The sequence below is a fragment of the Paenibacillus sp. plas6 genome, assembly GCF_057221655.1.
Genome location: NZ_CM170151.1, coordinates 2,870,455 through 2,888,195, shown reverse-complemented (window position 1 = coordinate 2,888,195; position 17,741 = coordinate 2,870,455). Strand labels below are relative to the sequence as shown.

The window sequence follows — 17,741 nt, the reverse complement described above, 5'->3', positions numbered from 1 at the left end:
TGTTTCTACCTTCCCATCGTTATTTCGACTTCTCTGTAATATTGCTTTGTCTATAATCACTAGGCAAAAGTCCGATATGTTCTTTAAACAGCCGACTGAAATATTTTTCATCAGTGTAGCCTACTTCTTCAGCAATCCATTGAATCGTCTTCGTCGTATTGACTAAGTAAGTTTTTGCAGCTTCCATCCGAATGTCACGCAAGTAATCTGTAAAAGTTTGTCCAACAATTTGCTTAAAGCATTGGCTAAAATAACTTAAACTCATATTCACTCGTTTTGCGACCTCCCCTGCTGTAAGCGGCTTATTATACTCAGTTTGCGCGATCATTTTTGCTTTAGCTATACTTGATTGAATCTCATTAGAAAATTGTGGCTTCACACTAGCCCCATAAATCTTCTCCCTTGTTTCATTCAACCAAGCTTCAAACTCCACATAATAGGAAAAGGAATCCTCTATCATAATCGGCTGCTCCAGCATAGCGCCATAGATTCGATTCCATTCGTCTGTTAAGGAAAAAAATAATCTAGTAAGGCGGATTGAAGGAAGCCGAAGCTCCTTTAAGTTTTGCACCATAGTTTGAAAGACAGCATTCTCAAAAATCCAATCTGAGCGGAGCCACATTTCCTTAAGTTCCTGTAAATCATTATCAGCGTTTAAAACTGGCGAGCCGATCTCTCTGCTATGAAGATAGTAAAGTCCGCGCCTTGGATGATAGTCATAAAATAAACCATTTTTTCGATAATTACGAATTAGTTTTAGAATACTTTTCCGATCCAGATCTTTTAATCCCTGAATACATACAAAAGCAAAATCAGTATGAGTAGCAATAAATTGCTCTGGATGGAATGTCCAATACCAAGCTCCCTCCTCAACCTCTATCGCCCCGTGCTTTGAAGGGAAATCTTCCGCTCCGTCCTCTTCATGCTGCTTTGTAGAATAGGCGACAAATACTTCGTCTATCTGTTTCTGTTCATCGACAAAGGAGGGTTGCCCCTTTATTTTTTTCATATCTAATAAGGACACAATTCGTCCCAATATATCTTCAAACTGTTCCTTTTCAAGCTCAGTTTTTGCAATATAATCGATTGCTCCTAAACGTAAAGCCTCTTGAACATACTCAAAATCTTGATGCAGCGTTAGCACCACAATTTGAATATGTGGAAATCGTTTTTTTACTTCGCGCATTAATTCAATCCCTGACATGACAGGCATAGCTAAGTCGGTAAATAATAAATCCACTTTATTCTTCTCAAGAAACTCCAATGCATTTTCTCCATTATTCGCTTCTCCTACAACTTTCATGCCAAATTGCTCCCAAGGAATAAACGTAACGAGTCCCTTGCGCACAATCTTTTCATCATCGACAATTAAAACGTTAATCATGCTGTATATCACCTCGTTTAATAGGTAAAGACATAAAGACCGTTGTTCCTTTCCCTGTTTCACTTTTTATTGTAAATGTAGCTTTATCTCCATAATTCGCCTTTAGAATACGCAGCACATATTTCAATCCAATGCCCATGCCTACCTTTTGAGTTTCCACTGTTTCCTCATTTAACAGCTTGTTGACCTCCTCAGCAGTCATGCCAAATCCATTGTCCTGAATCGTAATATGTAACGCATCACCTAATCGAATATCGACATGGATGTAACCATCATCACTTACACCATGATACAGAGCATTTTCAACTAAAGGCTGTAATATAAAGCGTGGGATTGGTAAGGACATTGCCTCATCATCAACATCAATATCAACATCAAAATTAAAGTCGTAACGAATTCTTTGCAACTGCAAATACTCTTTAACAGCCTCAATCTCGCGGCCAATCGTCGTTTCCTCGCCCATTTTTCCTAAATTGTATTGAAGCAAGCGATTTAATGATAGGACAAGCTTATCTATTTCTTTCTGACCATTCATCATCGCCAGCCAATGAACGGTATCAAGCGTATTCATTAGGAAATGAGGATTAATTTGATACATTAATTTTTCCACTTCAAGATCGGCTCTGCGCTTTTCTTTTTGTTCAATTTGAGCATATAACTCCCAAATTTTCTTTTTCATTTCTCTAGTTTTAAAAAGCAAATAATCAAATTCTGGTATATGAATTCTATCCGTATTTTCTTTAACATTGGAATTGATTAGCGTTTTAATTTCATAATTGAATTTTTCAAGCGGCTTATAAACCATACGCCATAATAAGGTTCCGATAATAATAACTGCAATCGACAAAACTACTAAATAAAACGTAAATTGAACGAGCCACTGATTCCTTTCCTTATTCATCGACTGCTTTGGAAAAATCGATACTAGACTCCAGCCTTGATTGCTTACTTCTTTAAACCAAACATAATCACCATATTCTCCTGATTTCTCTTGCTCATTCAAAAACGGAAATACACTTTTTACTGGAAACAGCGCATCATTCTGACTATAAATCACCTCGCCAGAATTATTCAGCATAAGCAGTTGGCGGGACTGTTTAATTGTATCCTCAGGAATCGTATCCTCGGGTTTAAAAATCGCATTTGTCGTTTTAAACCCAGTTTCTATGTAAACATACACGTCCTCATGACTTACATTTAATTTTCTTACCGTACTGAATACAAGACTGTTGTTAGAGCGATTATTACTAAGATGAGGACCGTAATATGTAATTTCTGGATACGTTTCCATAACGGGCAGCTTTTCTATATCAAATGAATCTCTTACAGAGAAATTTTCAAAATCATATTCTTTTCGATCTGGAAAATAGAAAAAAGTTAAACCTATATTTGGGTTGGAGAAAGTAACAACATTTAAATCACTTTTTAAATCATTACGATAACGAGACTTCAAAAATAAATCCTTTTCAAAATAATACTGCTCAAGCATTCGATTCGTACTCACACCAAAGGCAAGCTGCTGTGAGACATGGCCTAAATTGTTTAACGTATTTTCTAAGCCGATAATTTCTTGTTTAAGCATGCTTTGAAATGACCCCATCACCTTGTTTGTAATAATAGAGTTAATCGTAAATAATGAAACTAAGCCCAAACCTATAAACGGAATTAATACACTAAGTAAAAAAATTCCAATTATTCTTCTTCTAAACGGTATTTTTCTATATTTATTAAGAATGTATTTAAAAATCACAAGCTCCTCCTTCCTTTATCTATGTTTCTATTATACTAGCTAGTAAAAATGATAAAAGGAATAATCCCAAAACCATAGATTGGTCAAGGGATTATTACTCTAGCATATTATTGAATTGTTAACAGTCGATAGATTGACTGTACAGCATCAGCTCTTGTAACAAAGGACTTCGCTTCTATATTTTCGATATTATCACCTAATAATTGGAGGGCATTTGCCAGCTTTACTTGCTCGATCGCCCATAAACTAGTGTCAGCATAGGTTGATACAGCGGCATCATCATTTAAAGCAGCAATTGAGTTATCGCCATATAAAAGCTGATACGCTCTTATAAGCATAAGCGCCATCTCTTCTGCTGTAACAGGCTTGTTAGGGTCAAAGCTTTGATTGATGTTTCCTTTTACAATGCCGTTTTGATAAGCTGCTTCAATATAAGCTGCATACCATGCGGTTTCGTTTACATCGTTAAACGAGTTGCTGCCTTGTCCCACTTCTAGCCCAAGCGCTCTTACAAGCATTACTGTCAGCTCTGCACGCTTAATTTCTTTAATTGGTGCAAATAAATTTGATGTAATGCCATGAACGATCCCTCTTGCAGCTAATACTTTTATGGCCAGTAAAGCTTCATCTTCCTGAGTTACATCTGCAAAGTTTTTATCCAGCTCAAGCACACCGTAAGAGCTAAGCTCATTAATGTTCACGATTAATTGATGATTTTGTATTGTTCCTCCGATATAGCGAAGCTGACTTTGCGAGTCGATATTAAACATAGCAGTAAGTTTCGCATTAAAAGTTCCAGTTAGATCAAAGCTTAATGTTATCGGTTCTGTAATCGTATTTAGCACTGCAATGATGTCTGTGCCTGACATAACCAGCAAGGAGAAATCATATAGACCGCTTATATAACGAATGTTTGTCCCTTCCGATTGATGTCTTTGCAGCGCTTGAGCAGCTGCTTGTTCTGATGCTTTATTCACTTGCAGCACTATTTTGCTGTCATCGGTGCCTTTATCTCTTGCCTCCTGCAAAACAGCACTATTAACAGTTACTGCTACTCCTTGGAATTGAACGGTCAATGTACGATCACCAAGTAATTCCGCACTATTGATCGGTAAAGCAAGCTTCGTTTGATAAGCGGGCACTATAATAGACTGAGTATCTTCAAGCTTGCGTAATTCCTCTGCTTCCACTACGTAAGTATCAGATATAGGAGCTGATGCAGGGTCTGCTACAGTATTGCTTGGAGGGGCTGTTGGTTTTGTCGGCGGTTCAGTCACAACAGGCTGCTTATTAGAATAAATATAATAGCTCCACGGCGCTAAGCTGATTGTATACACTTCATCCAGCTTAACTGTTTGATTAGCGAAATAAGCATAATAGCTGCCTGCTGATGTATTAAGGTTAAGCTTGGTTTCTATTGCTTCACCGCTTAAATTCATTATCGTAATGACTTTATTTCCATCCTTTTCACGTTCAAATGCCAGCACTCGTTCATCTTCGACTTCAAGAAATTGCAGTTCTCCACCGAAGCTGCCATTCCATAACGCCTCGTTATTCTTTTTCATATCAGTAAGTGTCTTATAAAACTTAGTCATCTCCTGGGCTCTTTGACCGCTCCAGTCGATTTCATCTTTCTCAAAAAACTCCAATCTTTTATCTAAACCTACTTCTTGGCCTGAATAGATTAGTGGTATGCCAGGCAACGTAAACGTTAAAGCAGCCAATGCCTGTTCTGCATCGCCAAGCATTTCTCTAGTTGTCCCTTCCCAAGAGTTAATATCATGATTAGTTGTAAAATACATTGGATAGGAGCCTATTGGATAAAGCATTTTGTTTCGTTCAATGTAGGACTTAATGTCACCTGCTCCCTTTTCTCTTTTTACGATGCCTAGCATTACGTTATAAAATAAATCCCAGCCGTAATTGGCGTTAAAAGCTTTCTTTAAAAATTGATATTGCGACTCGTCCTCCGCTAACATATATACAGGCTTAATCGCATCAAGCTCTTCTCGTGCTACTTCCCAGAAGTCTTGCGGAACACCTGCAGCGTGATCAGCGCGATAACCGTCAATATCATATTTTTCAACCCAAAATTTCATTGCATCGATCATCGCTTTTCTCATATCGGCATTATTAAAATTTAATTCTGCTACATCGGACCAGCCATTCGGCGATACAATGTTGCCACTCTCGTCTTGTACATACCAGTCAATATGCTCAATCCATTCATGATCCCAGCCTGTATGATTAGCTACCCAATCCAATACAATTTTAAAACCTAACTCATGAGCCTTATCTACTAATTGCTTAAAATCACTCAGTGTGCCAAATTCAGGGTTAACATCCGTAAAGCTTGCTGGCGCATAATACGAACCTAAGGAGCCTAACCGTTTTTCTTCTGAAATAGGAAAGATTGGCATGAACCATAATATTTCAACACCTAACTCTTTCAGTCTTGGCAAATGCTCCTGAAAAGCTTTAAACGTTCCTTCTTTTGTATACTGTCTAACATTTACCTCATAAATCGTAGAATCTTTAGACCATTCTGGAAAATACGCTGAACTTTCTTCCACATTTGAAATATATGGCGATGTAAACACTCCTGGATTTCCTTCCTTTAAAAAAATATGATTATGGTCCTTTAACATCGTAAATGCTCGGTCTCCGCCATCTTTTGTTCCATCTCCTCGGTTGACTACAATAAAATTAATCATTTGTGCATTGTTTTTATACTGAACATCAATATACGAGCCGTTGCGATCTGTCCGTTCATTTGAAAATGGTGTTGCCCCTGTTGGCCAACTCCCAACCGCTTCAGAGGCAGTGATAACGTCACCCCATAGCCACAAGCCCCAATCCTCGTAATGTTGATCAGAACGAAGTAAATGAATGCGGACTGTATTCTCTGGAAGAATGACAGGCTCCCACAAAAAAGCTTCGCTGGAATCCTCCTTGATCCATACTTCATTGAGCTCAGGCGATATCAGTACGACAGAAATCTCATGCCCCTCCTTAACTCCTGTCTCACGGTTAACCATTAAAAAGTTAACCTTGTTTGCATCCGCTTTCAAAGGAATATCTGCATATGCTCCAAAGTCTGTCAGCTTACTTTCAAATGGCGTAGCCCCTTTGGGCCAGCTTGCAACTGCCTCGGAAGGGGTTGCTACATCTCCCCATACCCATAAGCCAAGATCAGAGTAATTCCCGCTTTTATTTTGATAATGCACCCTTAATGTATGTTCTGGGATGTCTTGTTGATTCTCTTGAAATGATGAGCGATCCTCTGCTTGTACAACTGAAGAAATTGAAGCACTTGAAAAACAAGCAACAATTATACAGCCTATCATCACTTGAGCAAAAACTTTGCACCATTTCATTTTCAAATAGACCTCTCCTTTATCCATTTATCGTTAAGTACAACGCTTTCAAAAAAGTGCTTACCGCCTCCTTTAATGGCTTAGCGCATTTGGTTTACACTTTCAATATACCATTCAGAAGTAAGTTATAAGGTAGACGCTATTACTTAACTAAGGATGATAATTCTGCAAACTTTTAAAGTGTGATTAAAAATGTTCTACCCTATTTTTAGCTATACATCTCCCTCCTTGCAAAAAAGCTGTTCAGAACATCATGATGATACTGAAGTTCTAAACAGCATCGTTTTTGAAGGAGATGACTCACCGCTTCCTTTGTTTTATTCCCCAACAAACACAGCTCCAAAGCCTGTGATTTTATTTGGGTTAGTGTTAACTAGCACTAACTTTAGCTTACCAGCAGGGACATCGAACCAATCTGAATATCCCCATTTTCCCGCTTCGAATCGACGGATGCCGTAGCTAATATTATCAACATATAAAATAACATCAAAATAAATTTCATCGCTTTGCTGTTCAGCATCCAGTTCTCCTAATACTGCTACACGCACTCTTTCCTTCGCATGAATATTTATTTCTTTCGTATACAAATAGTCGTATAACTGAAAGTGAAAATCGTAAGGGAATACTGTGGCATTGCGATTTTTTATAATTCCACCATCTCCCTCTATTGCACTTTCAATCGTATCAATTTGCAAATAAAGATTTTCGATTTCTAATTGCGTTTCCTTAGAGGGCGTGAACATTGTCAATTGTTTGCCTGCTTCAAAAATAAAAGGTGTTTCTTCATACAATCTTTCTACATCAACTCTTTGAAAAATACGTTTTTTGAATTTATCTACGATTGAAGAATGACTAGTATTAAGCTTGTCGATCACAAAGCCTATACCAATGATTAGTAGTATACCTAACACAACAGTAACGCCAATTTTATACTTGCTACTCATCTAAATACCTCTGCTGCCAACGTTTTTTATTTTTCAAAACTATGTATATCTTTACATATTTATATCTTATTGTAAAACTAGTAATTATCTCACATTACGAAATAACTATTGAATTCATACTTTTATTCATGTTACAGTAGTTGAAATCATTTCAGAAGGAGCTGATAAGATGAATCAAACAGAGAATAATCCGCTTTTAATGGACATTCCTGAGCAATTAGAAAGTGAACGATTAATCATTCGTGCACCTTTATTCGGGGATGGAAAGATCGTCAATGAAGCAATACGAGAAAGCATTGATGATTTGCGCCCTTGGATGATTTGGGCACAACAGATTCAATCTCCTGAAGAAACAGAAGCTTATATTCGAGAAAGTCGAATTAATTATTTACAACGCAGCCTTTTTACCTTTTTAATTTTTCATAAAGAACAAGGACACTATATAGGCAATAGCTCACTGCATGCGATTAACTGGCATCATCGCAGTATGGAAATCGGGTACTGGATTAGAACTTCTGAGCAAGGAAAAGGATATATAACAGAGATGGTTCGGCGGATTACTCAATTTGCGATTGATGAGCTGCGTGCTAATCGTATTAGTATCCGCTGTGATGAACGGAATATAAGAAGTGCTAGAGTAGCAGAACGAGCAGGCTTTACGTATGAAGGTACGTATCGAAATGATATGGTAGATTGGAATGGCAGGTTATGCAATACAAAGGTGTTTTCACAGGTGCGCGGAGTTGAGTTTAAGTAATCCTTTGAAAAAGAGTCTAGAAGGCACGCCCTAAACCTGACTCATTCTTATTTAAAAATTTATATGAATCAGGTTTAAAGGTGCCTCGTCTCGTTTTCAGAGCTAACTATTCCTGCGCCAGCACTTTTATTTTCCACTGCATCCAGAAAAGTTATACAAACTCTCCCCAGAATAGTAAAGCTAAAATAAAATTTGCATTATATGAATTTTTAAGGTATAATCAATAAATTAGTTAACCCAACGTATTGTTCCTCATAAGATGCTAACTCTCCTAACCGAATCGGCACTAAATTCCTTATTTTAATAACCCAGAAAGTAAAGAATTGACTGGTATTTCTGATTCACACTGGCGCGGTCTTCGGAGCCGCAAGGACAAAAGAGAGGTAGGGCTTTTGTTGTTTTAGAAAATGATTAACTATAGTTATCGTCTAAGCAGGAACACTGCAGTCGTCCTCACGTGTGCAAGGAACGACTCGGGACAACATAAAGAGCGCTCCGCATGTTACAATCGGAGCGCTCGTCTAATTTAAAGCTAATTTACTGTACTTAGGAGAACATTGTAAATGATGCTGTAAAAGTGCTGGAACTGTTTTCAACAGTTTACAAGCTCAGCTTCATTAAGTAATCGGTTTGCTCATCGTTGCCAAGCTTAAAGATATGTTCACCAAATTTCACAAATCCTCGTTTCTCGTAAAATTGGATTGCTGCAGTATTCTTTTCCCATACGCCAAGCCAAATGTAGCTTAGCTGATCTTGTTTTGCAACTTGCAATGCTTGTTCCATTAGCAGTTTGCCGATTCCCATACTTTTATATTCTTTCAGTACATAAATCCGTTGCACTTCTAACGAGTTCGAATATCCTTCCTCTGTTTGTGCAGCCTCAAAGTTTATTTTCAAAAAAGCGACAGCCTTTCCATTAAGCTCTGCAAGGTAAAATATCGAAGCAGAATTGTTAAGCTCACTTTCTAATTTACTAAGACTTAAATCCTCGCTCACATATTTATCTATATCTTCTTTTGTATTTACATCAGAAAAGGTTTCAATAAATGTCTGAATACTAATGCTTTGCAGCACTTCTAAGTCATCACGCGTTGCGCGGCGAATAATAATATCGCTCATTTCATTTATACCTCCAATGACTTCTCCAAAATAATTAAAAAAGGCTAGCAGAAAAATATATTGCTAGCTGCTAGTCTCTATTATTCGTAATCTAACTTCATATTTTATACGAAACAACATATTTATTTTATATTACTTTACTACTTTATTAAAGCTTAGTACAACTTAGGCAGTTTTTCTAATGTAACTGCATACGGATGATGATATGCTTTGCGCAGCTCCGCAATCGTTGTCCATTCCTCGGATGCACCAAAGTCATTTGACCATGTCATATACCAAAGCCAAGGGATGCGCGATTCAGACAACATAGGCAAACTTGGCAGGACACCTATTTCGGCAAGTGCCGCTAATTTATTCGTTGGCGTTATTTTAATTAACTCATAAAATTCATTCTTTAAATCAGTATGGGTATGCTTTGGCGGGTACAGATCGCGGGAAATAATATCACAAACATCATCCCCAACATAGCCTTCAGGCAAAGGAGAGTTCCAAACCCAAATTAAATTCGTTAAGTTATGATAGCTCGTGTAGCGATCATACATAATCCGATAGAGCTGTTTTGCTGCTTCAGGTCCTTTCGCTCCCCACCAAAACCATTGCCCCTCTGACTCATGGAACGGACGCCAAAGAATTGGAATATGCTTTGCTTGAAATTGCTTAAGCAGCTCTGCCATATGATCCATATCGGCTAGCAGTGCCTTATTTTCCTTCGTCCCTTCAATAATCGCTTGCGATGCATCAAAACTTGTATTTTCTGTATAAAATCCTTTATCACGACTGCCAAAAGGAGAAAACCAATGCCAGGTGAAAGTTAGCAATCCTCGTTTATTCATTGCCCAGTCTAATGCAGTAGCTAATGTATTTTTATTCTCTTCTATTTCTATTAAGCAGTCCTCACCTAAATCTGTATAATTAATGCCAGGTGAATAAGCAAGCAATTCAAAGCCACATAAAGCAGGAAGTTTACCTGTATGTTTCTCAATAAATTTAAGCTCCTTCTGCACAGTTGTTTGCGTATGTTGCCCTGTAATAATTCCTTTCCCAGAAAGCTCATGAAAGTAACGAAGGACAGCTTTAACCTCCTCACTTGCTTTTGGATTGCATGGTGAAATATAGTCTATTGGCTTCATTTTTTCTTCTCCTATCTAGTATGATGATTTTGTCAAAAAACGATTTATGATAACGTTTTGAAATAATATAAGGGACTGTCTCTTCGAGACAGTCCGCCAGGTTGTATGTTATCCTTCACTACTCATTAAACATTTCAATTCGCTCATTAAGTAGCAATTGGAACTCCTCTTCCAGCTTTGGCACGCCAATTTTAATTAATTCTTCTTGGAAAGAATCCCATAATCCATCAAATTGCTCAGGCTTAGCCATAATCATTTCTGGAATGCGTTTTCTAACTACATCATTGAGCTTCTGCATCGTTAATGCGCCGTCAGAATCTTGTGGAATGTTAATTTGCCATGCAGCACCCCAAGGTTTAACTGGGAATTCATCAACACTAGGATAAAGATCCATCCACATTGTTGCTCCATAGCTTGCAAGAACTTCTTTTTCAATATCTGAATATTTAGCAATAATTTGTTCTTTAGAATCGATTTTATAGGTTTGTCCAGTTGAATCCTCAACCCCTACACCATATTCAGGGAATGGATATAAATACGTTCCGATGCCTGTTTTCTTGCTATACTGAGGATCTGTTAGACGCTTCTGCATTTCTTCTTCAGAAATAACACGTTTGCCATTTTCATCAATAGTGTAATGTACGCCTTCAATTCCCCAGTTGTTTAGAATCTGTGCTTCTTCTGAACATAACCAGTCTAAAAACTTAATAATTCGTACCGGATCCTTAGCGCTAGTGGAGATTCCTACACCAGTACCGCCTGAATATCCCGCGCTTTGGAAGTTGCGATTTTTGAAATTTTCATTAAGCACAATTGGATACATGCCATACGTACGCTCTGGTTTGCCTGCTTGCAGAAGTGCTTGTTCAGGTTCACGGAATTGCCATTCAGAATCGATAAGTGCCAATACACGTCCAGAAGCGATTTTTGCTTTATATTGATCGTATTTTTGTACAAAGCTATCTGGATCAATAAGTCCAGTATTATACATATGATTTAACCACTTAAAGTACTCTTTTTCCTCAGGACGAGTATAATGAATAACTGGAACTTTCGTTTCATCATCAATATACCATTCACCATCATCAGAACCGCCAGTTGCAAATACAGCAGGGTTCGTTACAGATTGAGCAATTCTCCAGTCATCGGCAAGCAAGGTTAGTCCAATTGTAGGTTGACCATCAATTGTTGGATGCTTCTCCATATATGTGCGAATCGCATTTTCAAAATCTTCAACTGTTTTTAATTCAGGATAACCAAGCTCCTTCACTACTTCATGCTGCAACATAAAACCATCCTTTGGCTCCCATTGAACTTCATTCACACCATATGTGCCAAGGAAATAAATTGATGGATCATCCTTGCTCCAACGAAGTCGATTTAAATAATCCCCATAAAGTTTTTTAATATTTGGCCCATATTCTTCAATAAGTGGTGCTAAATCAATTAATCCGCCTGCATTAATAATGGTGCTTACATTATTGTTCGCAAAAATGAGATCAGGGTACTCTCCACTGGCAGCCATTAATGATAGCTTTTGCATTGGATCGCCCACGGGATAGTCAGGCTTTAATGTAACTCCTGTCAGCTCTTTTATTTTTTGACCGACAGGGCTTTCCATATTATCCCATTGAGTATTGGTTACTGCGCTAAACATCGTAATGGTAATAGGATATAAGTCGTCACCCAACTCGCCTCCTTTACCCGCATTGCTAGCATTTGTGCTATTGCCATTCGTTCCATCTGAACATGCAGAAACGAAAAGCATTGATGCTACTAATGGAAGTGCTAGCCATTTTCCAAACTTTTTCATGAAGACCCCTCCAGTTATCTTTATATTGGTTTAACAGTTTCCTGTTAGTACCCGATGTTGATGAATCCTAGCTATTAGCTTTTAACTGCGCCAAGCGTTAAACCTTTGACGAAATAACGTTGTAAGAATGGATAAACAAGCAAAATTGGTACAGTAGCAACCATCGTAATTGAGGCTCTCACTGATTCTGGTGAAACCTGATTAATAAATTCACTGTTGCCCATTCTAGCTTGAGAGCTGTCCGCTTGTGTATCAGATAAAATCTTCATTAATTCATACTGCAGTGTAGTTAGCTCTGGGTTTGTGCTGTTGTATAGGAAAGTATCAAACCAAGAATTCCATTGACCAACTGCTACAAACAAACCGATCGTCGCTAACACCGGCTTACAAAGTGGCAGGATGATTTTAAAGAAAATAGTTAAGTCGCTAGCTCCATCTAATTTGGCAGATTCTTGCAAGCTTAGCGGCAAGCCATCCATATAAGAACGAATAACAAATACGTTCCATGCATTAACGATGCCAGGTAAGATATATACCCAGAATGAATTTATTAGATCTAAATCTCGCATAAGCATATAGCCTGGAATTAAGCCGCCTGAAAAATAAAGCGTAAGGACAAAAAATAAGGAAACTGGCTTACGTGCGATAAAATCTTTGCGGCTAAGCACATAAGCTAGCATTGAGCCGCTAATCAGTCCAAGAAATGTTCCTAGCAATGTACGAATAACAGAGTTTTTGAACGCAGTCAGTAAATCGTTATACATAAAAATTTGCTCGTAATTACTCCAAGTAAACATTCTCGGCCATATATAGATCCCGCCTCTTACCGTGTCCAACGAATTGTTAAATGAAATAGCTAACAGATTGAGAAAGGGATAAATCGTCACTACGCCAACAATCAACATAAATCCGTAAAGAAAAACGTTAAAAGCAATATTCCCTGATGTTAAACGATATTTCATTTATTGCATCCTCCTTCTAAATAACACTTTCTTTGGTAATTCGTTTGAAAATCCAATTGGAAAGGAGCAACAATGTTATCGCCACCATCGAGTTGACAATGCCAAGCGCTGTACCAAACGAGAATCTGCCCATGCCGATACCATAGTTTAGAATGTAAAGATCCAATACCTCCGAATAATCAAGGACTAAGCTATTGCCTAAAAGGTACTGTTTCTCAAAGCCAATGCTTGTCAGCCAGCCGATAGACAGAATTAACATTACCATCATTGTTGGACGAATACCCGGAAGCGTAATATGCCACATCCGTCGAAAACGACTAGCCCCATCTACTGTCGCAGCTTCATATAACTCTGGATCAATACCTGAAATAGCTGCTAAAAAGATGATTGAGTTCCAGCCCATTTCCTTCCACAAATCTGATAGAGTTACAATTGACCAGAACCATTCTCCTTTAGCCATAAATTGAATTGGTGCATCGGTAATATTGAGCCACATTAGCAATTCATTAACGATACCGTCCATTGATAGCATCTTTGTAATAATCCCTGCCGCTACAACCCAAGAAACAAAGTGCGGCAAATAGGAAACCGTCTGAATGGTCCGCTTAAAAAATGACAATTTAATTTCATTTAGTAAAATTGCAAAAATAACAGGAACGGTATAACCAGCAGCTAAAGACATAATACTCATGGCTAATGTGTTCCTTAGCACAAGGTAAAATTGCGGATCATGAAAAATGTCAATAAAGTTTTTCAAGCCTACCCATTGCTGATCGGAAAATGAGAAACCTGGCTTATAGTTTTGAAAAGCCATCGTCCATCCCCAAAGCGGTAAATAGTTAAAAATAAAGACTAAAACAATAAAGGGAATTGACATCAAAAACAAATATCGCTGCTCGTACACGATTTTCCAACGTGAACGTTTGGCTCTTGAATTTGTTGTCTTTACGTGGGAGATACTTTCTGTTTTCATTTCTGTGAAACGCTCCTTTAATGATGTAAACGCTACATTTCCTACTATAAAGAAAATGTAGCGTTTACAATACGAGACGTTTCGGAGGTTATTCATATAAAAATTAGATATTCTTTATGAGCGTTGACCGCCTCTCCATCTCTCACGATAAGCCGATGGAGTTTCACCTTCTAAACGTTTGAATTTTGCATGAAAATAATCAACATTAGCAAAGCCGACTGCAGCTGCTGCCTCATATACTTTTGCCCCTTGTGCCAGCAACCGTTTTGCTTGCTTCATCCTAACCTCATCCAAATATGCATTAAACGTTTTTCCTGTTTGTGCCTTAAACAGCTTTCCAAGATACGAGCTATTGTAATGGAAGGTACGAGCTATACTTTCCAGTGTTAAGCCAGCTCCATAGTGATCGGATATATAATCTAATATTTGTGAAAAAGTATCATGTTTGCGCATTTTGCTCCAGCCTGCAGTTAACCGATAAAATTCCTGTTCAATATAATAACTAACTTCATGCAATGTGCAGCAAAGCTTTAACTGCTCTGCAACGTTATGTAAAGGTTGAATATAGCTGCGAACTTTGTCATCAATGGCAGCAAGATGCCCTACAGTTTCAGTATAAAAAGCAGCATATGCTGATTTTATTGTATCCTCTTCCCAGTTTGAAAAGCGCAGCTTTCGCTCCAATAAAAGCATCATTTGCCGGATCGCAGCTTCATCCTCAGCGGCAATGTGCTCTGCCGCTTTAGCTGCATAACTTTCAATAGAAACTTCACCGCCAATTTCCTCACAAAGCTTTTCTTTAATAATTGCACTGCCCTGTCTATCATATAAAAATCTATCTTTCATCATTTGACTAGCTTCACGGTAAGCAAGAGAAATATCCGATAAATAAGAAACTGGCTCACCCGCGGCAACGACAAGCTGTATATTCACAAACTGTTGCTTGTCCGCTACTAAGCTATTAACAAGCTGACAAAGCTCATGACTATCAGTTAGTACCACCAAATATTGATTTATAAAGCCGGTTACGCAAAGATTAGTATCGCTCATTTGCTCTTCAATGAATTTTTGTAATTGTCTCCATATCGTTAAGCTCGCTCTCTCTCGTTCCTCGCCAAGCAAATAAAGATGATAAGTTCCCCATAACTTCCCGTCAGAAGTTAGAAAAGGAGCTAGCTCTGATGGAGCTGCATTTGCTAAAAATGCGCCTGATTCATCCTCGCAAAGCTTCTGCAGCGCGTGTTCAACACGAAGCTTAGCAGTGACTTGCCATTGCTCTTTAAGCTTATCTCTTTCCTCCCATTCATTGCGCAATACATGTAACTTCGCGATAAGGTGAGTAGGCTCAATTGGCTTAACTAAATAACTTCGCACGCCAAACTCTGTAGCTTTTTGCGCATACGTAAATTCAGAGTATCCACTTAATACAATAAAATCAGTCTCAACTCCTAAACGTCGTGCCTCTTCGATTAACTCAATTCCATCTAAGCCCGGCATTTTTAAATCAATGATTGCAAGATCGGGCTTTAGCTCACAGCATAGTGATAATCCCTCAATTCCGTTCTCGGCTTCACCGCATATTTCAATATGAAAATTTTCCCAATCAACAATTGTTCGTAATCCTTGGCGAATAATAGGTTCGTCATCAATAATTACTACCTTATACATGTTGCTTATTCTCCTTTTGGAAATGTAAGAATAACCGTTGTTCCGCTTCCCTCTTTACTAAGGATAGTAAGACCGTACTGCGGACCATAATGAAGCTTCATCCGCTGATCAACATTTCTAAGTCCAATACGCTTACCCGTGTCATCCTCTTGATCCGCTAAAGTGTTCATTAACTGCTGCAGCTTCTCTTCCTTTATGCCTACACCATCATCTTTGACAGTAACAAAAAAATGTTCTGTATCCTCACTAACAGTAACATCTATTAAGCCAGCCGTTAATTTTCGTTCGATCCCATGAATAATTGCGTTTTCAACAATTGGCTGCAGCAAAAGCGGTAATACCTTAAAATCTTTAATCTCTGCTGGATTTGGCAGACGGTATGACAGCTTAGCACCAAATCTAAAATGTTGAATTTCTAAATACATCCGAGTAAGCTCAAGCTCGGATTGAAAGGAAACTGCTGCTTGTCCTACCTCTAAATTGCTGCGCAGTAACGTCCCTAGCGACTTTACAATATCAGCAATTTCCTCTTGACCGTTGCAATGTGCCTTCATTCGCACCGTCTCTAAAGCATTAAATAAAAAATGAGGATTTACTTGATTTGCCAGCATTTTAAAGCGAATCTCTTTTTGCTTTAGCTCCAGCTCATGCCGTGTTTCATCCGCCTTTCGTACTTGCTGCATAAGATCAGCAATATTGCTAACCATTCCATTAAAATGACGGGAAAGCTGACCAATCTCATCGTTCCCCTCTATACGAGAGAAGTGCTTTAGATCCCCGCGTGAAACTTTCTTAATATCGTAACTTAATTCACGAATCCGCTTACTCATTGCAGAAGAAAAAACAAAAATTAGCGCACAAGAAGCTAATAGACTTAAACCAACTATGACATATGCAATGAAACTAACTCTGTTTGCATCCTGTAAAATTAAAGTTTCTGGAATTACACTAACGAGATGTAAACTGTCAATATTCGTTTCTAATTTAATCGAATCGACAAGAAGCTTAGCTGGCTTATCCTCTAATTGAATAGACAGAGGTTGCTCCGTGTCCTGCGGCAGCTCATCCTGTACATTTAAATATTGCTGAATCGACTTGCCTATCAACTCTCGATTTTTCGCAGTAACAATCATTCCATCATCTAAATAAAGAAATGTATCAAATGGTTCTTGCTCAAGGATTGCGTACAACGCTTCGGGCTTAACACTAATGACAAGCATGCCAATATAGTCCATATCTAGCTTATATACCTGTCTGACAAGACTAAGATAGGGTTCATGATTTTTAGTCGGATTAGCTATGAAATGCCAACTATTTTTCCCGCGCGCAGCTATCCCTTGTTGAAACCAAGCAGCCGACATCGTTTCAGAATCCGCACGAAAAATAGACCAGTTCTCAAGTAAAGTTTCGTTGTTTACATAAAGCTGAATGTCTGCAATATCTTTATAAAGATCCAAATAGTTTGTAAACGTTTTATATTCTCGATAAGCATGGAAAATTTCCGTCTTATCTTTATAGACTTTCGCTACAATCTCCATTAAATGCTTATCAAAAAATAAATTATTTGACACCCCTTCATGAATCTTTAATGCTTCCTCAACTTGCCGCTTTACTTTCTCCATATTATTTGTTGCTTGGGCTACAGCATGTTCAATGGCTTGATTGCGAAGCGTATCTGTTAACAAATAGCCGATAACTAAAACAGGTAGAAATACTACGAAGAGGTAGGAGTACACCAGCTTTTTCCTTATTCTTATGTTGTTCATATAATTCTTTATTTTGCTGCGAACATGAAGCAACTGTTGCATTAAGATGACACCTCTCCTCCTCTTTACTGAAAAAGCGATGAGGATGCTGCAAGCCT

The 17,741-nt window shown here is 38.1% G+C and carries 12 protein-coding genes; 1 reads left to right on the top strand and 11 read right to left on the bottom strand.

The window, feature by feature from the left end:
• Positions 1-19: 19 nt before the first annotated feature.
• From AC2TDL_RS12915 to AC2TDL_RS12900, 4 genes are all read right to left on the bottom strand, one after another.
• A complete protein-coding gene (locus AC2TDL_RS12915) occupies positions 20-1,384 on the bottom strand; it encodes a response regulator transcription factor (RefSeq protein ID WP_484696502.1) in 1,365 nt (454 codons plus the stop codon).
• The gene (locus AC2TDL_RS12910) at positions 1,377-3,134 is read right to left on the bottom strand and encodes a sensor histidine kinase (protein ID WP_484696501.1); all 1,758 of its coding nucleotides are present in this window, start codon (positions 3,132-3,134) and stop codon (positions 1,377-1,379) included. Before AC2TDL_RS12910 ends, AC2TDL_RS12915 begins: the two co-directional genes overlap by 8 nt.
• Positions 3,135-3,241: 107 nt before the next feature.
• Positions 3,242-6,511 (bottom strand): pullulanase-associated domain-containing protein, encoded by a 3,270-nt coding sequence (locus tag AC2TDL_RS12905; protein ID WP_484701173.1) that lies wholly within the window; start codon positions 6,509-6,511, stop codon positions 3,242-3,244.
• Positions 6,512-6,828: 317 nt separating this feature from the next.
• The gene (locus AC2TDL_RS12900) at positions 6,829-7,455 is read right to left on the bottom strand and encodes a hypothetical protein (protein WP_484696500.1); all 627 of its coding nucleotides are present in this window, start codon (positions 7,453-7,455) and stop codon (positions 6,829-6,831) included.
• Between the two features lie 169 nt (positions 7,456-7,624).
• On the opposite strand from AC2TDL_RS12900, the gene AC2TDL_RS12895 reads away from it, so the two are divergent.
• On the top strand, positions 7,625-8,212 hold the full coding sequence (locus AC2TDL_RS12895) for a GNAT family N-acetyltransferase (protein ID WP_484696499.1): 588 nt from the start codon (positions 7,625-7,627) through the stop codon (positions 8,210-8,212).
• Positions 8,213-8,812: 600 nt separating this feature from the next.
• Here the strand turns inward: AC2TDL_RS12895 and AC2TDL_RS12890 are convergent.
• From AC2TDL_RS12890 to AC2TDL_RS12860, 7 genes are all read right to left on the bottom strand, one after another.
• Positions 8,813-9,331 (bottom strand): GNAT family N-acetyltransferase, encoded by a 519-nt coding sequence (locus AC2TDL_RS12890; RefSeq protein WP_484696498.1) that lies wholly within the window; start codon positions 9,329-9,331, stop codon positions 8,813-8,815.
• A 155-nt stretch (positions 9,332-9,486) separates the two neighbouring features.
• The gene (locus AC2TDL_RS12885) at positions 9,487-10,461 is read right to left on the bottom strand and encodes a glycosyl hydrolase (RefSeq protein WP_484696497.1); all 975 of its coding nucleotides are present in this window, start codon (positions 10,459-10,461) and stop codon (positions 9,487-9,489) included.
• 118 nt (positions 10,462-10,579) lie between these two features.
• Positions 10,580-12,274 carry an ABC transporter substrate-binding protein gene (locus AC2TDL_RS12880; protein WP_484696496.1) on the bottom strand — a complete coding sequence of 565 codons (1,695 nt, stop codon included), beginning with the start codon at positions 12,272-12,274 and terminating at the stop codon, positions 10,580-10,582.
• Between the two features lie 74 nt (positions 12,275-12,348).
• Positions 12,349-13,236 (bottom strand): carbohydrate ABC transporter permease, encoded by an 888-nt coding sequence (locus AC2TDL_RS12875; protein ID WP_484696495.1) that lies wholly within the window; start codon positions 13,234-13,236, stop codon positions 12,349-12,351.
• Between the two features lie 16 nt (positions 13,237-13,252).
• The gene (locus AC2TDL_RS12870) at positions 13,253-14,209 is read right to left on the bottom strand and encodes an ABC transporter permease (protein WP_484696494.1); all 957 of its coding nucleotides are present in this window, start codon (positions 14,207-14,209) and stop codon (positions 13,253-13,255) included.
• Positions 14,210-14,323: 114 nt separating this feature from the next.
• Positions 14,324-15,877, bottom strand: coding sequence for a response regulator transcription factor (locus AC2TDL_RS12865; RefSeq protein ID WP_484696493.1), 1,554 nt, complete (start codon positions 15,875-15,877; stop codon positions 14,324-14,326).
• A 5-nt stretch (positions 15,878-15,882) separates the two neighbouring features.
• Positions 15,883-17,685 carry a cache domain-containing sensor histidine kinase gene (locus AC2TDL_RS12860; RefSeq protein WP_484696492.1) on the bottom strand — a complete coding sequence of 601 codons (1,803 nt, stop codon included), beginning with the start codon at positions 17,683-17,685 and terminating at the stop codon, positions 15,883-15,885.
• Positions 17,686-17,741: the final 56 nt, after the last annotated feature.